Below are 15,620 nucleotides of genomic sequence, written 5' to 3'. Positions count from 1 at the left end.
CCATGCAGCTCTTTCCCTGTCCCTTCTGCGGCCCGCGCGACGAGGCGGAATTCCACTATGGCGGCGAAGCCGGCAACCTCAGGCCCGACGGACGCGAGGTGCCGGCCGGGCGCTGGGCGGATTATCTCCACATGCGCGCCAACCCCAAGGGCGCGACGAGGGAAATCTGGGTGCACGTGACCTGCGGCGAGTTCTTCGCCATGGAACGCGACACCGTCACCCATAAAGTCGCCGGCTCGGTGAGTCTCGGCGAAGCGGAGCAGCAGCCATGAGCGCCCGGCGGCTTCCCCACGGTGGCAGCGAGATCGACCGCTCGCGCCCGCTGAAATTCACCTTCGACGGGCGCACGGTCGAGGGTTTCGGCGGTGACACCGTCGCTTCGGCGCTGCTGGCGTCCGGCCGGCGCATCGTCGGCCGCTCGTTCAAGTATCACCGGCCGCGCGGCATCTGGGGCGCCGGCGTCGAGGAGCCGAACGCATTGCTCGACGTCGAGCGCGATGGCCGCCGCACGCCGAACGCGCGTGCCACGACGGAACCGGTGCGGGACGGGCTTGTCGCGCGCAGCGTCAATGCCACGCCCGACGCCGAACAGGACCGCAACGCCTTCCTCGACCGGTTTTCGCGCTTCATCCCGGCTGCGTTCTACTACAAGACCTTCATGTGGCCGGACTGGCATCTTTTCGAGCCGCGCATCCGCGCCATGGCCGGCCTCGGCACGGTCGATCCGGACTGGGTGCAAGGCCGGTCGGCGGACCAGCTCAACCATCATTGCGACGTCCTCGTCGTCGGCGCCGGACCTGCCGGCCTCGCGGCGGCCGCGAGCGCGGCGGCGGCCGGCCACAGCGTGCTTGTGGTGGACGACCAGAGCCGGCCGGGTGGTTCGCTGCGCCATCGCGCGGGCGAAATCGACGGCAGGCCGGGCGCGCAATGGGCAGCGGAGACGGCGGCCGCACTGGAGAAGGCCGGTTTGGCGCTGCTCTCCAGCACCACGGCCTTCGGCGTCTACGACCACAATCTGGTCGCGCTGAACCAGCGGCACGGTGACGGTTGGCCCGATACGCTGTGGCGGGTGCGGCCGAAGCGCATCGTGCTGGCGACCGGCGCCATCGAACGGCCGCTGCCTTTCGCCAACAACGACCTGCCGGGCATCCTGTCCGCCGACGCCGCGCTGCAATATCTGAAGCGCCATGCGGTGCTGGCGGGCGAGCGTATCGTCGTCGCCACCAACAACGACAGTGCCTATGAGGCGGCGAGCGTTATGGCCGAGGCTAGTGCCGAGGTGACGCTGGTCGATGTCCGGCCCGCTGCTTCCGCCGACGCCGGCAAGGCGCGGGTGCTTTCCGGCCGCGCCGTGGTAGCTGCACACGGCCGCAACGCGGTCGAGGGCGTGACGCTGAACGACGGCACGCGGCTTACCGCCGATTGCGTGCTGGTGTCCGGCGGCTGGACGCCGAGCGTGCATCTCTATTCGCAGGCCAAGGGCAAGCTCGCCTGGCGCGACGATCTCGCGGCCTTCGTGCCCGGAGCCGAGGTCGAGGGCATTGGAACGGCCGGCGCGCTCGTCGGCGAGGTTTCGCTGTCGAAGGTTCTGGAAAGCGGCATTGCTGCGCTTGGTCAATTCGCCGGCAAGACGGCCACGCCGAAAAGCACCGGGCCGGAAGCGAGCCTCAACGTCAGCGCCGCATGGCCGAAGCCGAAAGCCAAGGGACGCGTCTGGATCGATTACCAGAACGACGTGACGGCCAAGGACGTCGAACTGGCGGCGCGCGAGAATTTTATCTCGGTCGAGCATCTGAAGCGCTACACGACGCTCGGCATGGCGACCGACCAGGGCAAGACCTCGAACCTCAACGGGCTGGCGCTGCTGGCCGAGGCCACCGGGCGCAGCATTCCCGACGTCGGCACGACCACCTACCGCCCCCCGTTCACGCCCGTGCCTTTCACCAGCCTTGTCGGGCCAAAGCGCAAGTCGCTGCTGGCGCCGGTGCGCCGCCTGCCGCTGGACACCGTCCATCGCATGCAGGGCGCTTCCTTCCGCGAATTTGGCGGCTGGCTGCGGCCGGCCTATTATGGCGGGACAGGAAGCGGTTCCGCCGCCGCCATCCAGGACGAGGCCCGCCGGGCACGTCAATCGGTGGCGCTGTTCGACGGCTCGACGCTCGGCAAGATAGAGGTGATCGGCCCGCGCGCCGCCGAATTCGTCGATTTCATCTACTACAACACCATGTCGACGCTGAAGCAGGGTCGCTGCCGTTACGGCTTCATGCTGTCGGAGAACGGCGTGGTGTTCGACGACGGCATTTTGGTGCGCCTCGACGAGCACCGCTTCGTCGTCTCGTGCTCGTCCTCACATGTCGCCGCCGTGCATGCGCGGCTGGAGGAATGGCGGCAGGATCGTTTCGGCCGTGACGCAGTCTACATCCACAACGCGACCGCGCAATACGCGACGCTCACCGTCTCCGGACCGAACGCGAAGGTGCTGTTGGAGGCGCTGGACCTGGGTGCGTCGCTGGACGATGCCAGCCTGCCGCATATGGCGATCACCAATGGCCGCTTCGGCGGCGAGGAAGTCCGTATCGCGCGCGTCTCCTTCACCGGCGATCGCAGCTATGAGGTGTCCATCCGCGCCGACTGTGCGGAGGCACTGTGGGCGCGCATGCAGCAGGAAGGTCGGGCGCTGGAGGCGGTGACGATCGGGCTGGAGGCGCTGATGATCCTGCGCGCCGAGAAGGGTTACATCATCATCGGCAAGGATACCGACGGCAATACCATGCCGCACGATCTCGGCGTCGCCGGGCCGCGCCAGAAGCGCGTCACCGAATTCGTCGGCCGCCGGTCTCTGTTCACCGAGGAAGGAACCCGTTCCGACCGCAAGCAGCTCGTCGGGCTCGCCGTCGCCGAAGGTGAGGCGCCGCTCGGCATCGGTGCCCACGGCATCGAGCGAACGGGCGGTGCCAAGCGCAGCCTCGGCTATGTCACGTCGAGCTATTTCAGCCCGACGCTCGGCCGGCCGATCGCGCTGGGGCTGATCGAGCAGGGCGCGTCCCGCCACGGCGAGGTGATCGACATCCAGCATCTGGGCATGCTGCGCCGCGCGACGATCACCGCGCCCTGCGCGCTCGATCCCGCCGGAGACCGCCTCAATGGCTGAGGTTATTCCCAATCTCGCGGACCGCTGGCCGGCCGCTCCAGACTGGGCTTCGGCCCGGATCGAAGGTGCGGGCTTTACGGTGCGCAGTGTCGCCGGCCTCCGGCAACTCCTGGTCAGCGGCGACTTCGATGCATGGAACCGCGCGTCCGGCCTGATGGGGCAGGGCGTTGGTGCGTTGGCGCTGGCCAAAGGGGCGGCATGGCAGGTCCGCGTCGCGCGCGACCGGCTGCTTGCCGTCTCGTCGAAGCCATTCTCCGTCGAGCCGGGCTGGCATGGCGAAGGCTTCGCCGTGACGCGCATGGACGCCGCCCTGCATGTCTTCGAGGTCGAGGGGGAAGGCGTCGGCAGTGTGATCGCCCGAGCTACGACGCTGGATCCGGAAACGGCGTCTCCGTCGGCGGCCATGCTGTTCGCCGGCGTCAATGCGATCGCCTATCGCCACGGCGCGCGCAACCGGCTGCGCGTCCATGTCGACTGCGGACTTGCCGCCTACCTTTGGGAATGGTTTGGGCAATTGCCCAATGGCGTTGCGAGATAGCTTCGCGGAAACGGCTTCGGCCACCGTCGTGATCAGAGCGCCTGGCGCGTGTCCACTCTGCGCAAGGCGCGCGCGACGAAGGCCTCGACCTCGCCGTCCAACGGGTCCTTGCCGGCATGGATCCGCAGATAGGCAGGCAAGTGCGCGAGACGGTTCTCGATCGACTCGACGATCTCCAGCGCATAGTAGCCGATCTGGGTAAAGTAGAGGATGCGAGCGCGGATCAGGGCATCGGATTGCGGACAGCCGCATCTCAGGAACATCGCGTATATCGCCTCGACCCGCTCGCCATCTGCGAGATCCACGACCTTGCGGACCTCGCTGGAACCGTTGGCCCATGCCCTGACCGCGAAATCCAGTCGGGGATTGAACAGGTCTTCGTCGTACCAGCACTCGAAGACGTTGAGCACGCCCTGCGTGACCGATGTGGCGGGTAGGAGCGACTGGGCGAGAATACCGCGCGTGTTGCGCTCGCGCCAGTATTGCAGGAGCTGGTCGAGCAGATCCTGACGGCTCTTGAAGTACCAGTAGAAGCTCGATCGCGATATGCCGAGCTTCTGCCCGAGGGTCAGGATGCGCACGCCGTCAACGCCGTCGCAGATCAGTGTTTCGAGAGCGAGCTTGAGCCAGTCCTCCTTGGTCGCCCTGACATTCCCGGTCGAGCCGGAGCCGGCGGCGGGGCTGGAATAGCGATCGGCGCCATTCTCCTGGGAATCCTCGCGCATTGTTCTGGTTGCCTCCGTCAGTCGAGGCTCAGGCTACAGCAAATAGCGGGCGTGTACGAGCCGCAGCAAGAATGCGCGGCCAATTCCGGCCATCCCGACAACCGCTGACGGCACAGGGCATTTCGGCAACGAAGCGGAACGATTTTGTTTCCGAAAGCGCAGCCGATCGCTATTCCGAGGTTGCTTCACTCGCCCATCAGAACGGGGTCGAAGGGATAACTCGTCAGGTTCTCGTAGCCGGTTTCGGTGATGAGAACCTGATCCTCGAGCTTGATGGAGAAGTTGCCGCCTTCCGGCGAGACCAGGGCCTCGACGCACATGACCATGCCGGGTTCGAGGACGTATTCGAACGCACCGTCGTCGAAGCGGTCCGGATAGGTGATCAGCGGCCACTCGTCGCACAGGCCGGCGCCGTGCATCTTCGCGCCGTATTTCTGCTTCTGGAACGGCGCGTCCAGATGATGCCCGCCGAACACCAGGTCCCTGAAGCGCACGCCCGGCGCCAGCAGTTCCATGTTCGTCGCGATGTGTTCGCGCGCATGGCGCATGGCGTAGACCATCTCGCTCGACGGCTTGTCCGGGCCGATCCACCAGGTGCGGGAAATGTCGACACACATGCCGTAGGATCCGACCAGATCGGTGTCGAAGGCGAGGACCTCGTTCTCTTGGACGATGCGCGGCCCGCATTCCTGGAACCATGGGTTGGTGCGCGGACCCGACGCCAGCAGGCGGGTTTCGATCCATTCACCGCCCCGGCGGATATTTTCGGCATGCAGGACCGCCCAGACATCGTCCTCCGACATCGTGCCCGAAGGGATGCCGGTTCGCGCCGCACGCTCCATCTCGCCCACGGCCTTCTCGCAGGCGTGCACGGCGCAGCGCATCGCCAGGATTTCGTCCGGCCCTTTGACTGCGCGCGCCTTCTCGGTGAGTTCTTCGCCGGGGAATACTTCGAAACCCTGAGCCTCGAGGCTTCTCAGCCCATGGATCATGATCTTGTCGACGGCCAGCCGCCTGTTGGTGCCGGAATGAAGCCGCATCAACTCACGGACTTCGTTTGTGAAGGTGTCGGCCGCCTCGTCGAGCCTGTCGCCGCGGTCGAAGTAGAACAGGTTCGCACCGCTTCGCCGTTCCCTGACCAGCGGGTTGAACTCGCTGAGAAAAACCGCGTTCTTGTAGTCCCAGATGACCATGTAGCCGTCGGCGCAGATGAGGACGGCGCGAAACGGGTTGTGGGTGTTCCACAACTGCATGTTGGTGCTGTCGGTCGCGTAGCGGATGTTGAGCGGATCGAACAGCAGGAGCCCGCCGTAGTCCCTTGCCTGGATGAATCGGACGAGCCGTTTCCAGCGATGCTCGCGCATGCGCGCCAGATCCGGCAGTTGCAGACCGGCCTCGGCCCACTCATCGTAGGCCAGGACGGTCGGCCCGATCTCCATCCTGTCCATGTCGTTGGCCGAGCCGTCGGCGAGCAGACCGTCGCGGCTCGGGTCGATCTTGCGGATATCGCGATAATGCCCGTCCATCGTCAGCCCGCCCCCCGATCTTGTCCGGACGTTCGCTATTGACGCCAGCCCCGGCAACGGGAGACCGCGTCTGCGAACTTCGATCGCCAGTTCGAACCTTTCCCTGGACGGCCGTCAAGTACCGAACTTTTGCCTTGCAAAGGCGGCAGTTCGCCGTTCAGCGCAAGCGCGGCCATGGCCGCGCAGCCGAAGCCGGTCAGTTCGTCGAAGGATTGCGTGACGATCCTGCGCTGCAAGGCGTCCGCCAGGAACTGCGTGAAATAGGGACTGCGCGACAGGCCGCCGTCTATCGACAGCGTGGAGCCGAGCACCACTTCCCCGTCCATCGCGCCGATGACGTCGACAGTCGCCAGTGCGATGCCTTCCAGCGCCGATTGCAGCATCAGCTCGCGCGTCGTGTCGGCGGACAGGCCGAGCCAGAGCCCTGCGGCGGAGCGGTCCCAGTGCGGGCAGGCGAGGCCGGAGAGCGCCGGAACGAAAACCAGATCGCGGTCGATTGCCGCCGGTTCGGCAAAGGATTGCAACTCCTCAACTCCCTTCATCAGGCCGATCCTGCCTAGCCATTCGACCGCCGCGCCGGCATCGTACACGCCGCCATCCACGGCATAGGTCGTCTCGTCGCCGATCTTCCAGGCGACGGTGGGCAACAGGCCTGTTTCGGGGCTTTGCACGATGCGCGAGCCGGTCAGAGCCAGCGCGAACGCGCCAGTCCCGAAGGTGATCTTGGCGTCACCCGGTTTGCGGCAGCCGTGTCCGTAGAGGGCGGCCTGCTGGTCGACCACCGAGGCGGTGAGCGGAACTTTGCCGATCGTGGCGATGACCGTTCCGGCGGTCGGCCCGATGGGCGGCAAGGCTTCGATCGGCACACCGAAAAGACGGCAGAGCTCCTCGTCCCAGGTGCAGGCGGCGAGGTTCATCAGCGAGGTGCGCGAGGCGGTCGTCGCGTCGGTGACGAAGCGTTCGCCCAGCCTGTCGAGGAAGAAGCTGTCCGTCGTGCCGAGGCGCAGGCGGCCGGCGGCCAGTGCCGCGCGCGCCGCCGGTACGTTGGCCATGATCCAGCCGAGCTTCGAGGCGGAAAAATAAGGGTCGAGCGGCAGGCCGGCGCGCGCCAGCGTCAGTTCTTCAGCGCCGTCGGCGCGCAGCCGCTCCAGTGTCTCGCGGGTACGGCTGTCTTGCCAGACGATGACGGGCGAGAGCGGTTCGCCGCTCACCGCATCCCATGCGAGGCAGCTTTCTCCCTGATTGTCGAGGCCGATGGCATCTACCTGTCCGGCCTCAGTCACGCATGCGGCGACGTTGCGCAAGAGTTCCAGCGGGTCGTGCTCGACCCAGCCCGGATTGGGATAGTGCTGCCCGTGCCGGACGGAATGGGCGATGCGGATATCGCCCGCGCTGTCGGCAAGCAAAAGGCGGGTGGACGTGGTGCCCTGATCGATCGCCGCAATCCGCATCCTATCCAGATCCGCTGCCTGCTGCTTCTATGATTATGGTTCCGCCCGCTGCGCGAGGTCCCTGCAATGCCGACAGAGGTATCAGGATGCGCCGCTCCGGCAAGAGGCGGCCGTGCCTGCACCAGAGCACCTGCGAGCCGTCACGCGCGACCAGCGGGCCGGTCGTGGCAGCATCGACGCGGATCTGGAGGCTGTCGAGGGAACCGGTGTGCCCGGAAGCGGACAGGCGTTGCGGCACGACCAGCTTGACGTTGGCGCCGCGCACGATCGTCGTGGTGGTCACATAGGGAGGAAGGGTTCCAGCGAGGTCGTCGGCAACCATCGCGCCGATGCGCGCGCCTTCACGATACGACCAGCCGGCCGTCTCGATGGGGCGAAGCAGGTTGCCGGCGGCGAAGTAGGACGGGTCGCTGCAGCGGCCGAACTGGTCGATGGCGGGTCCGCCGCTGCCGTCGTCCAGCACGAGATGGCTCGGGCGTACAAGCGCGGCCTCCGGCGTGAACCGTCCCGTCAGCAGCACGCCGTCGCAGGCGAGTTCGCGCATGGAACCGTCGGCAAGGCGGATCGCTATCGCCTCGACGCGGCCGCGCCCCCTGATTTCGGCGATCGTCGCCCGATAATGCATCGGAATGCCGAGCAGGCGGGGAAAGAGATCGAGCGGGCGCCGCGCCGTCGGCCGATCCGCCGCCTCGATCACGGCGACCGGCCGGATGCCGGCCTTGCGGCAGGTGGCCACCGCCGAGAGGCTGACGAGTTCCGTGCCGACGATGACGGGGCGCCGGAAGGGCAGCATCTTCTCGATATGGACTTCGTGTTGCAGCGTTCCCGTGGTGATGACCCCTACGGGGCGATCGCCGGAAATAAGCCGCGCCGCGCGCGAGCTTTCGCGCGCGCCGGTTGCCAGGATGACGCGGCCGGCGACGATTTCGACCGGGCCTGCCGCACACATAGCATCGAGCCTTGCTCCCGGTCGCAGCGCCGTCACCGACAGGCCCGTCCGGATCTCGACACCTGCCTGACGGGCGGCCTCCGCAAGCCTTTGGGCATAGGCGGGGCCGGTCAGCACGCGGCCGAATTCGCGCATGCCGAACGGGGGATGGCCGCAATGGCGGGGCACGCCGCCGACATCGGCTTCGCGCTCGAGGATCGTCACCCGCCCGACGCCACGGCCGCGCAGGACAAGTGCTGCGGCTATCCCGGCCGGTCCGCCGCCGACGATGGCCACATCGGTCGCAATCGTCTCAGTCATGGCAAGCATCGACCGCCAGCGGATCGGCCAGCCGGCCTTCGCTCAGCGCGGCGACGCGCGCCTGGCAATAAAAGCCCTGGCAGCGGCCCATGCCCGCGCGCGTGCGCCGCTTCAATCCGCCGACGTCTCCGGCGGGCAGCGGGCCGTTCAGCGCCGCTTCGATCTCGCGCCGCGTCACCAGTTCGCAATGGCAGACGATGTCGCCGTGATCCGGCTTCTGCCAATCGCGTTCCAGGTGTTCGGCAAGGTTGGTCATGCGCGGCCAGACGGGGTTCTTCAGGGGCTGGAGATCCTTTTTTTGCTTCATGTCCGCATGCAGGCGGGCGACATGGGCCGCCAGCCCGAGAGCGGCCGTCAGGCCGGTGGAGCGGATGCCGCCGACGCTGATCCAGCGCCGCTCGGCATCGGCCGAGACGCGGTATTCCTTCCTCTCGCTTGCGGGGCGCAGGCCGGCATAGACGGCCGTTACCGGCATGCCGGCGAGCGCCGGCACCATGGCGACCGCCTTGGCGATGAGGGTGCGCAGAACCGCTTCGTCGACGCCCGCGTGGTCGCGGTCGTCCTGCTCCTCCGCCGTCGGCCCGACCAGAACGTTGCCGAAGATGGTGCGCGTGAGCACGACGCCCTTGGTGCGTTCGTTCGGCACCGGCAGGATGATCGTGCGCAGGAACGCAGCGGCTGCCTTGTCGAAGACGACGAACTGCCCCTTGCGCGGCTTGATGGTGAAGCCGGCCGAGCCGAGCAGGCGCTGCTCGAGGATATCGCCGAACAGGCCGGCGCAGTTGACCACGAGGCCGGTCCGCACCGGACCCTTGGACGTTTGCAACGCCCACTCGCTGCCGTCGAACGATCCGCCCGTCACCTCGGCGCCGAAGACCGCCCGGGCGCCGTTTTCGACCGCCTGGGTCAGATAGGCGAGGGGCGCCGACCAGGGATCGATGACGTGCTCGCCCGGCACCAGAAGCGCGCCGCGGGTATCCGGCGCAAGATGCGGCTCGCGCGCCAGAACCTCGGCCGGCGTCAGACGCCTGACGTCGTCGACGCCGTTCTGTCTCGCCTGCGCCTCAATGGCGTTGAGTCGTTCCCGATCAGCTTCGTTCCAGGCGACGACCATCGCCCCGGTTTCGAGCAGCGGCAGGTTCAGCCGCTCTCGGATCTCCAGATATTCCCTGTAGCCCGCCTGCATGCATGCCACTTCCAGGCTGGCGGGCGGCGCGTCGAAGCCGGTGTGCAGCAAGGCGCTGTTGGCCTTGCTGGCGCCGCTCAATATGTCGGCGCCGCGCTCCAGCAAGACGGTGCGGGCCCCGTCCAGCGTGAAGCGCCGGGCGACGGCGCAGCCGACGACGCCGCCGCCGACCACCGCCACGTCGAAGAGGTCCCCGTCTGGCATGATGTCGCTCTTTTGCGCCGCTCTGTTCAGGCCTGGGGCAGTGGGAACGGCGCGGGGTCCATGAAGCGCCGCAGCACGTTGAGCGTCAGCCGCGAGATGTTGTTGTCATAGTTGTTCCACGGCAGGGCGCCGGAATAGGCGATGGAGCCGACCGAGAAGACGGCGCCGCCGTTCGGCGTCTCGAAGAAGACGAGATCGGCGTGCACTTTGTCGTTCACATCGCCGGTCGTGCCCATGTGATTGAACAGCAGGTCTTCGACCACATGGACGTGCGCCTCGGTCTGCCGCTCGGAGCGCGCCACCACCAGCGAATGCGGCGGCGAGCCGAGCGAAACGTCGTGCCGATCCAGTTCCATCCCGGAAGCGCCGCCGCCGGTCAGGCCGAAATCGCCGAGGATCTCATCGTCGACGCCATCGAGGATGAACGCCGCGCGCGGATCGTCGGCGCCGGATGCGCGGCGATAGTAGGACGAGACGTCGAAGCCCTGCGCGGTGAAGCCGACGCCAACCAGATGGTTGGGGCTGCGGCCGCCCTGGCGGCGCCACATGCCGCCATACTCACCGGTAAAGGAGTGGTAATATTCGCCCGTCGGCGGCTCCCAGGCGCGGCTGCCGCCCTCGGAGCGTCTCACCTCGATGATGCCGGGCTGGGTACGGTTGTAGGCGATGCGCCAGTAGAAGCCGTTGCCGCCGAGATAGATCAGCCGCCCGCCGCTGTGGGTGAAACGCTGGACCGCGTCGTACATCTCGCGCGAATAGTATTCGGGATGAGTGGCGGTCATCACCGTTCGGTAGCCGGAGAGCAGCGAGAAACCTTCTTCGTGCAGGTCCTCGTCGGTGATGACGTCGTAGTCCTGATCGAAGTGCTCCAGCCAGCTGGTGATGTGCGTATCGGCGTTGAACAGCCACAGATGCGAAGGCCCGGCGCCGTGGTTGGCCTCGACCTTGGGGCGCAGGTTCAGCACCGGGCGCAGTCGCGAGGAATAATAGACGCCGCTGCCGTCCGAATGCAGGTCGTAGAGCGAGTGGCCGTATTCGCGGTGCTCGTTGAGGAACTGCTGGTGGGGATGCAGCACCAGCGCGCGGTTGAGATGCAGCTCCACCAGCCCGTCATTGGTGCCGAAATGCTCGTTCGCATAGGCCATGTAGGTGGCAAGCGGGAACAGGAAGGCGAGCTTGGAGGTCGGCTTGCCGCGCGCCGGCCGCACCACGAAGGTAACGAACTGCTCCTCGCCCTCGGCATGGATGCGCACGGCATAGATGCCGCTCTTCATCGTTTCAGGGACGGTCAGCGAAAAATCCGCCTGCCAGCCGGCGTCGTAGACGTCGTCGTCGTGGAAATGGATGGCCGACCATTGGTCGGGCCGGTCCTTCCAGCACATGCCGTCCTCGCCGGTGAAGTTGTGGCCGGTGACGCCGCGCGTCGGCATGTTGACGACCGCGCCGTCGAGGCGGCGGCCCGAGATGTCGCGCACGGTGACTCCCGGAATGTCGTCGGCGAAATCCCATGCGCCGGCGAGCGTGCCGGCAAGGCGTTCCGGCCAGCGGTCGCCGCGCAGCGCCTCGATCTCGGCCAGCGTCAGGGCGGCGGTGGAAACGCGCGGCCGGTCGATCTTGCCGTTGTAGAGTGCGCGGCCGACGGGCCGGCCGGCATCCTCGCCGCCCCAGCTCGCGGCGAACAGCAGCGGCGCCGCATTGTCCCAGGCGAACCCGGCCGGAGCGTTCGCTTCCGTGCTGCCGGAGTCGTCTATGGTCGGGAAATCGTGTTGCGGCTGCTGGTGGACGGCGACCTTGCCGGCGGCACCGTCATAGGTCGCAGCCACCAGATACCAGTGTTTCGCCAGCATCGGCTTGCCGACCGAGAGCGTGACCTTGTGCGCTCCGTCGGACAGTTCGATCCCTGCCGATCCGTCCTCGGCGACCACCAGCGCAATGCCCTTGCCGGCCGCCTCGTCCCATTTGGAGATGATCGCCTGGCGTCCCTTCTTCGGCGTCGTCGGCATGACCATGGCCTGCATGGAGAAGCTCGGCGAGGCGGCAAAGCGGTCGCCGCAGTCGATGCGCGCGAACGAGCCGGCGTGGATGACCTGCTTGCGGCCCGGATAGCGGCCGTCAACGGTGCTAGGCACCGGGACCAGCTTCACCGGCGGCGCCTCGGGCGCGCTGTCGCCCTGTACGACCCGCACAACGCCGGCCTCGTACTGCGGATATTCGCAGTTGACCATGAAGCGGATGGTCTGTCCCGGCATCACGCTGACGCGATCCGCATATCCGGTTATCTTGAGCATGTGGGTCTCCAGGGCGATCGGTAAGGAGGCTGCGGCTGCGGTTCAGTCGGCGAGATCGACGTCGAAATGCCGCTTCATGCGCAGCTTGAAGATGGCCCATTCGGCATCGTTGAGATCGTGGAAGATGCCGTCCAGCAAGGTCATCGGCTTGGCGCGACCGTTCATGCGCACCAGCCGCCACTCCTCGTGCGGCTTCGTGCAAAGCAGCGCCAGTTTGCCGTCCATGGATTCGCTGCGGATATGATTGACGAGCCGTTGCAGGGCCGCGCTGTGCTGGCCGGTCGGCTTTGCCCGGAACTCGGCGACGAGCGTGTCCAGGTCCTCGCCCTGGATCAATCTTTCCAGATCCTGCCTTGCCATTTGGCCCTCTTGCGCGTTCGGACTCGGCTTCCGGACCCTGCGCACCAGATAGAAGGGACCGCAGGTTCAGCCATTCGGGCAATAGAGCGATGGAATTGGCCGTTGTCAATGACCGAACGGTCAATGAGGAGTGTGAATCTCATATCGTCGGCAAGGGCCGGCCAGTTTCAGTCGGCCACGATCACCTCGACCCCGGCCGCCAGCAGCGCGTCCATCGTTTCGGCCGGCGGCCGGACATCCGTGACGAAACGGTCGATGGCGTCAATCTGGCAGACGCGGGCGAAGGCGCCGCGCCCCACCTTGGAATGGTCGGCGATGACGGTGAGGCGGTCCGCCTGCTCGATCATCGCGCGCGCCACCTGGGCCTCGCCGAGCGAGAAGTCCATGACGCCGTCCCTGGCGTGGATCGCGCCGATGGTCAGCACGACGTGCGCGGCGCGGAAGCCCGAAATCTGCTCGATCGTCGCCTCACCCATGGTCTGGCTGGCATCGGGGCGATAGAGCCCGCCGAGCAGAAACACTGTGTTGGTGCGCCTCGCCGAGAGCGTGGCAGCGACAGCGGTCGAATTGGTGACCACCGAAAGATTGTCCAGGCGCGCCAGTTCCTCGGCAAGGAACAGCGTGGTGGTTCCCGTGTCGATGAACAAGGTGTCGCCGTCGTTGAACAATTGCGCAGCGGCCCGTGCAATAGCGCGTTTTCCGGCGGTCTGCTCTGCCATGCGCACCGAGAACGGGTTTTCGTCGACGAGGGAGGGCAGGCAGGCGCCGCCATGGAACTTGCGCACGATGCCTGCGGAAGCCAGCAGGTTGAGGTCGCGACGGATGGTTTCGCTCGAAGCCGAGAGATCCCTGGCAAGGTCTTCGACCAGGACGCGGCCCTTTTCGCGCGCCACATCCATGATCATCGTTCGTCGCTGGTCGGGACTGTATCGACTGAAGGTCATTGATTCTTCATACGATGGACTGGGGCCGCGGTGACGGCGAGGTCCGTTCTGCGATGGGTGAGACGTGCAGCGGTTGCGTTTTCATATGATCCGATCCGCTGGCAATCGCAACAGCCGCCGTCTGCCGGGAGTGCCGTACCCGAACGGGCAACTGCATTCTGCCGGTCGAATTAAATTCAGTCAACCGGATTGACTGAACGGTCAATTCAAGTACGCTATTCGGGCTACAGCTTCCGTCGACGCTCAATGCGCTGTCGTTCCGCCATCGAATTCAAGATGGAAGTTGTGTCATTCAAGTGGCTTGACAGAGACTACGGGTCTGTTGAAGTCTGGATCACGCAGCGGGAGGAGGCTGCGCGGCTCGAGGGCCGCTCAGGTCTCGCGGCGAACAACGCCACTGGGCAAGCTGAGGGGAGTTCTTCATGATATCGACACGACGCACGTTTCTCGCCGGCGCCACGGCGCTCGGCGCGGGCTCGCTGCTGATCGGGCCCGGCCGCATCGGACGGGCCCTGGCGCAGGACGCCAGCACGCTGATCTTCGCCGCCGCCGGCACGGTGACCAGCAGCTGGGACCCGTCCTCGCACACCATCGCGCCGCAGATCACCGCCGAGGCGCTGGTGTTCGGCCGCCTGACCAAATGCCTGATGAAGCCGGAGAATCCGGGCGAAATCCTGCCGGATCTGGCGCTCGAGTGGAAGCTGATCGACAAGTACACGCTGGAGTACAAGCTGCGCCAGGGCGTCAAATTCCATGACGGCAAGGATTTCAAGGCCGAGGACGTCAAGGCGACCTACGAATATGCCTCGCAGCCCAGCCGGCCGGCTTCCGCCTGGTATCCGGGCCAGGTCGAGGTCGAAATCGTCGACGACTACACGGTTCGCCTCAAGACGGAGAAGTACGGCTATCCGGCACTGAACTTCTGGTACGTGTCGTCGTTCCTGCCGATCCTCTCGGCCAAGGACGTCGCCGATCCGAACGTGCTCAAGCAGCGGCCGAACGGCACCGGCGCCTTCCGCTACCAGGAAACCAAGGGCGACCAGATCGTCTTCAAGGCGAATGCCGATTATTACGACGGCAAGCCGCAGATCGAGACGCTTCTGTGGAACTACGTGCCGGACGCAAACACCCGCGTTCTCGGCCTGCTCAACGGCCAGTACCACCTGACCGAGCGGCTGGAGCCGGAGCAGTTCGAATCGCTCAAGAAGGAGGCCAACGTCACCACCGACAAGGGTCTTTCCAGCGAGAACAAGTACCTGCATTTCCGCTGCAACAAGCCGCCGTTCGACGACGTCAGGGTTCGGTTGGCGGCTGTTCACGCCATCGACCGAGACCAGATACTGGCGATCGTCGGCGAAGCGGGGCAGGCCTCCAACTGCCACATCTCGCCGGTCAAGTTCGGCTATACGGACGTTCCGGACTATCCGAAATTCGACCCCGAAATGTGCCAGAAGCTGCTGGCCGAAGCCGGCTTCCCCAATGGCCAGGGCCTGCCCGAGCTCGAATACATCACCTCGGTCGGCTTCTATCCGAAGACCCGCGAATATGGCGAACTGGTCACCGCCATGCTGCAGGAGCAGGGCTTTAACGTGAAGCTGACGACGCTGGAGCCAGCGGCTTGGGAAGAGCAGATCTACCGCCGCGCCGACGGCCAGGGTCCCGGCCACATCATTGACGTCGGTTGGATCACCGGCTCGCCCGAGCCCGACCTCGTGCTGCGGCCGAACTACTATTCCAAGTTCGCGCTCATCAACGGCGTCAACGATCCCGAGATCGACGCTTCGCTCGACAAGGAGCGCAACGCCGAGTCGACGGAGGAGCGCCTGAAGGTTCTCCAGGAAGAGACACTGCCGCTGCTGGCCGCCAAGGTGCCCAGCCTGTCGCTCTATTCCTCGGTGTTCCTGCGGGCGATGTCGAACAAGCTGCAAGGGGCCTATTTCTACCCGAACGGCCCGATCGACCTCAGCAAGGCGACGCTGGGCTGACGCCCGCATGTCT

The 15,620-nt window shown here is 66.1% G+C and carries 12 protein-coding genes; 4 read left to right on the top strand and 8 right to left on the bottom strand.

Annotation, left to right across the window (positions count from 1 at the left end):
* Positions 1 to 2: 2 nt before the first annotated feature.
* The 3 genes from E6C48_RS15085 to E6C48_RS15075 are packed head-to-tail and all read left to right on the top strand — an operon-like array spanning position 3 to position 3,689.
* A complete protein-coding gene (locus E6C48_RS15085; RefSeq protein WP_136358612.1) occupies positions 3 to 272 on the top strand; it encodes a sarcosine oxidase subunit delta in 270 nt (89 codons plus the stop codon).
* Positions 269 to 3,151 carry a sarcosine oxidase subunit alpha family protein gene (locus E6C48_RS15080; protein WP_136358610.1) on the top strand — a complete coding sequence of 961 codons (2,883 nt, stop codon included), beginning with the start codon at positions 269 to 271 and terminating at the stop codon, positions 3,149 to 3,151. Before E6C48_RS15085 ends, E6C48_RS15080 begins: the two co-directional genes overlap by 4 nt.
* Positions 3,144 to 3,689 carry a hypothetical protein gene (locus E6C48_RS15075; RefSeq protein ID WP_230978779.1) on the top strand — a complete coding sequence of 182 codons (546 nt, stop codon included), beginning with the start codon at positions 3,144 to 3,146 and terminating at the stop codon, positions 3,687 to 3,689. Before E6C48_RS15080 ends, E6C48_RS15075 begins: the two co-directional genes overlap by 8 nt.
* A 32-nt stretch (positions 3,690 to 3,721) precedes the next feature.
* Here the strand turns inward: E6C48_RS15075 and E6C48_RS15070 are convergent, their stop codons facing one another.
* The 8 genes from E6C48_RS15070 to E6C48_RS15035 form a co-directional block, all read right to left on the bottom strand.
* The gene (locus tag E6C48_RS15070) at positions 3,722 to 4,414 is read right to left on the bottom strand and encodes a TetR/AcrR family transcriptional regulator (RefSeq protein ID WP_136358608.1); all 693 of its coding nucleotides are present in this window, start codon (positions 4,412 to 4,414) and stop codon (positions 3,722 to 3,724) included.
* A 185-nt stretch (positions 4,415 to 4,599) separates the two neighbouring features.
* A complete protein-coding gene (dddP, locus tag E6C48_RS15065) occupies positions 4,600 to 5,940 on the bottom strand; it encodes a dimethylsulfonioproprionate lyase DddP (RefSeq protein WP_136358605.1) in 1,341 nt (446 codons plus the stop codon).
* Between the two features lie 35 nt (positions 5,941 to 5,975).
* Positions 5,976 to 7,391 (bottom strand): FGGY family carbohydrate kinase, encoded by a 1,416-nt coding sequence (locus tag E6C48_RS15060; protein ID WP_136358603.1) that lies wholly within the window; start codon positions 7,389 to 7,391, stop codon positions 5,976 to 5,978.
* A gap of 1 nt (position 7,392) precedes the next feature.
* Positions 7,393 to 8,640 (bottom strand): NAD(P)/FAD-dependent oxidoreductase, encoded by a 1,248-nt coding sequence (locus tag E6C48_RS15055; protein ID WP_136358601.1) that lies wholly within the window; start codon positions 8,638 to 8,640, stop codon positions 7,393 to 7,395.
* On the bottom strand, positions 8,633 to 10,030 hold the full coding sequence (locus E6C48_RS15050) for an NAD(P)/FAD-dependent oxidoreductase (RefSeq protein ID WP_136358599.1): 1,398 nt from the start codon (positions 10,028 to 10,030) through the stop codon (positions 8,633 to 8,635). Before E6C48_RS15050 ends, E6C48_RS15055 begins: the two co-directional genes overlap by 8 nt.
* 26 nt (positions 10,031 to 10,056) lie before the next feature.
* Positions 10,057 to 12,318: a LamG domain-containing protein gene (locus tag E6C48_RS15045; protein WP_136358597.1), complete on the bottom strand. Its 2,262-nt coding sequence runs from the start codon at positions 12,316 to 12,318 to the stop codon at positions 10,057 to 10,059.
* A gap of 42 nt (positions 12,319 to 12,360) precedes the next feature.
* The gene (locus E6C48_RS15040; RefSeq protein WP_136358595.1) at positions 12,361 to 12,678 is read right to left on the bottom strand and encodes an ABC transporter permease; all 318 of its coding nucleotides are present in this window, start codon (positions 12,676 to 12,678) and stop codon (positions 12,361 to 12,363) included.
* 167 nt (positions 12,679 to 12,845) lie between these two features.
* Complete coding sequence (locus E6C48_RS15035) at positions 12,846 to 13,622, bottom strand: DeoR/GlpR family DNA-binding transcription regulator (protein WP_230978778.1); 777 nt, start codon at positions 13,620 to 13,622, stop codon at positions 12,846 to 12,848.
* Positions 13,623 to 14,044: 422 nt separating this feature from the next.
* Here E6C48_RS15035 and E6C48_RS15030 point away from each other — a divergent pair, with 422 nt between their 5' ends.
* Positions 14,045 to 15,607 carry an ABC transporter substrate-binding protein gene (locus E6C48_RS15030; protein ID WP_136358592.1) on the top strand — a complete coding sequence of 521 codons (1,563 nt, stop codon included), beginning with the start codon at positions 14,045 to 14,047 and terminating at the stop codon, positions 15,605 to 15,607.
* Positions 15,608 to 15,620: the final 13 nt, after the last annotated feature.

The organism is Ollibium composti (assembly GCF_004801285.1).
Taxonomy (GTDB): Bacteria; Pseudomonadota; Alphaproteobacteria; order Rhizobiales; family Rhizobiaceae; genus Mesorhizobium; species Mesorhizobium composti.
The sequence above is the reverse complement of the archived record's forward strand: the minus strand, read 5'-3'. Positions and strand labels throughout refer to the sequence as shown.

Excerpts from the sequence above, each read along its gene's own strand:
- E6C48_RS15040 (WP_136358595.1), bottom strand. The coding sequence starts at position 12,678 with ATGGCAAGGCAGGATCTGGAAAGATTGATCCAGGGCGAGGACCTGGAC.
- E6C48_RS15035 (WP_230978778.1), bottom strand. The coding sequence starts at position 13,622 with ATGACCTTCAGTCGATACAGTCCCGACCAGCGACGAACGATGATCATG.
- E6C48_RS15055 (WP_136358601.1), bottom strand. The coding sequence starts at position 8,640 with ATGACTGAGACGATTGCGACCGATGTGGCCATCGTCGGCGGCGGACCG.
- dddP (WP_136358605.1), bottom strand. The coding sequence starts at position 5,940 with ATGGACGGGCATTATCGCGATATCCGCAAGATCGACCCGAGCCGCGAC.
- E6C48_RS15075 (WP_230978779.1), top strand. The coding sequence starts at position 3,144 with ATGGCTGAGGTTATTCCCAATCTCGCGGACCGCTGGCCGGCCGCTCCA.
- E6C48_RS15060 (WP_136358603.1), bottom strand. The coding sequence starts at position 7,391 with ATGCGGATTGCGGCGATCGATCAGGGCACCACGTCCACCCGCCTTTTG.
- E6C48_RS15085 (WP_136358612.1), top strand. The coding sequence starts at position 3 with ATGCAGCTCTTTCCCTGTCCCTTCTGCGGCCCGCGCGACGAGGCGGAA.
- E6C48_RS15030 (WP_136358592.1), top strand. The coding sequence starts at position 14,045 with ATGATATCGACACGACGCACGTTTCTCGCCGGCGCCACGGCGCTCGGC.
- E6C48_RS15080 (WP_136358610.1), top strand. The coding sequence starts at position 269 with ATGAGCGCCCGGCGGCTTCCCCACGGTGGCAGCGAGATCGACCGCTCG.
- E6C48_RS15045 (WP_136358597.1), bottom strand. The coding sequence starts at position 12,318 with ATGCTCAAGATAACCGGATATGCGGATCGCGTCAGCGTGATGCCGGGA.
- E6C48_RS15050 (WP_136358599.1), bottom strand. The coding sequence starts at position 10,030 with ATGCCAGACGGGGACCTCTTCGACGTGGCGGTGGTCGGCGGCGGCGTC.
- E6C48_RS15070 (WP_136358608.1), bottom strand. The coding sequence starts at position 4,414 with ATGCGCGAGGATTCCCAGGAGAATGGCGCCGATCGCTATTCCAGCCCC.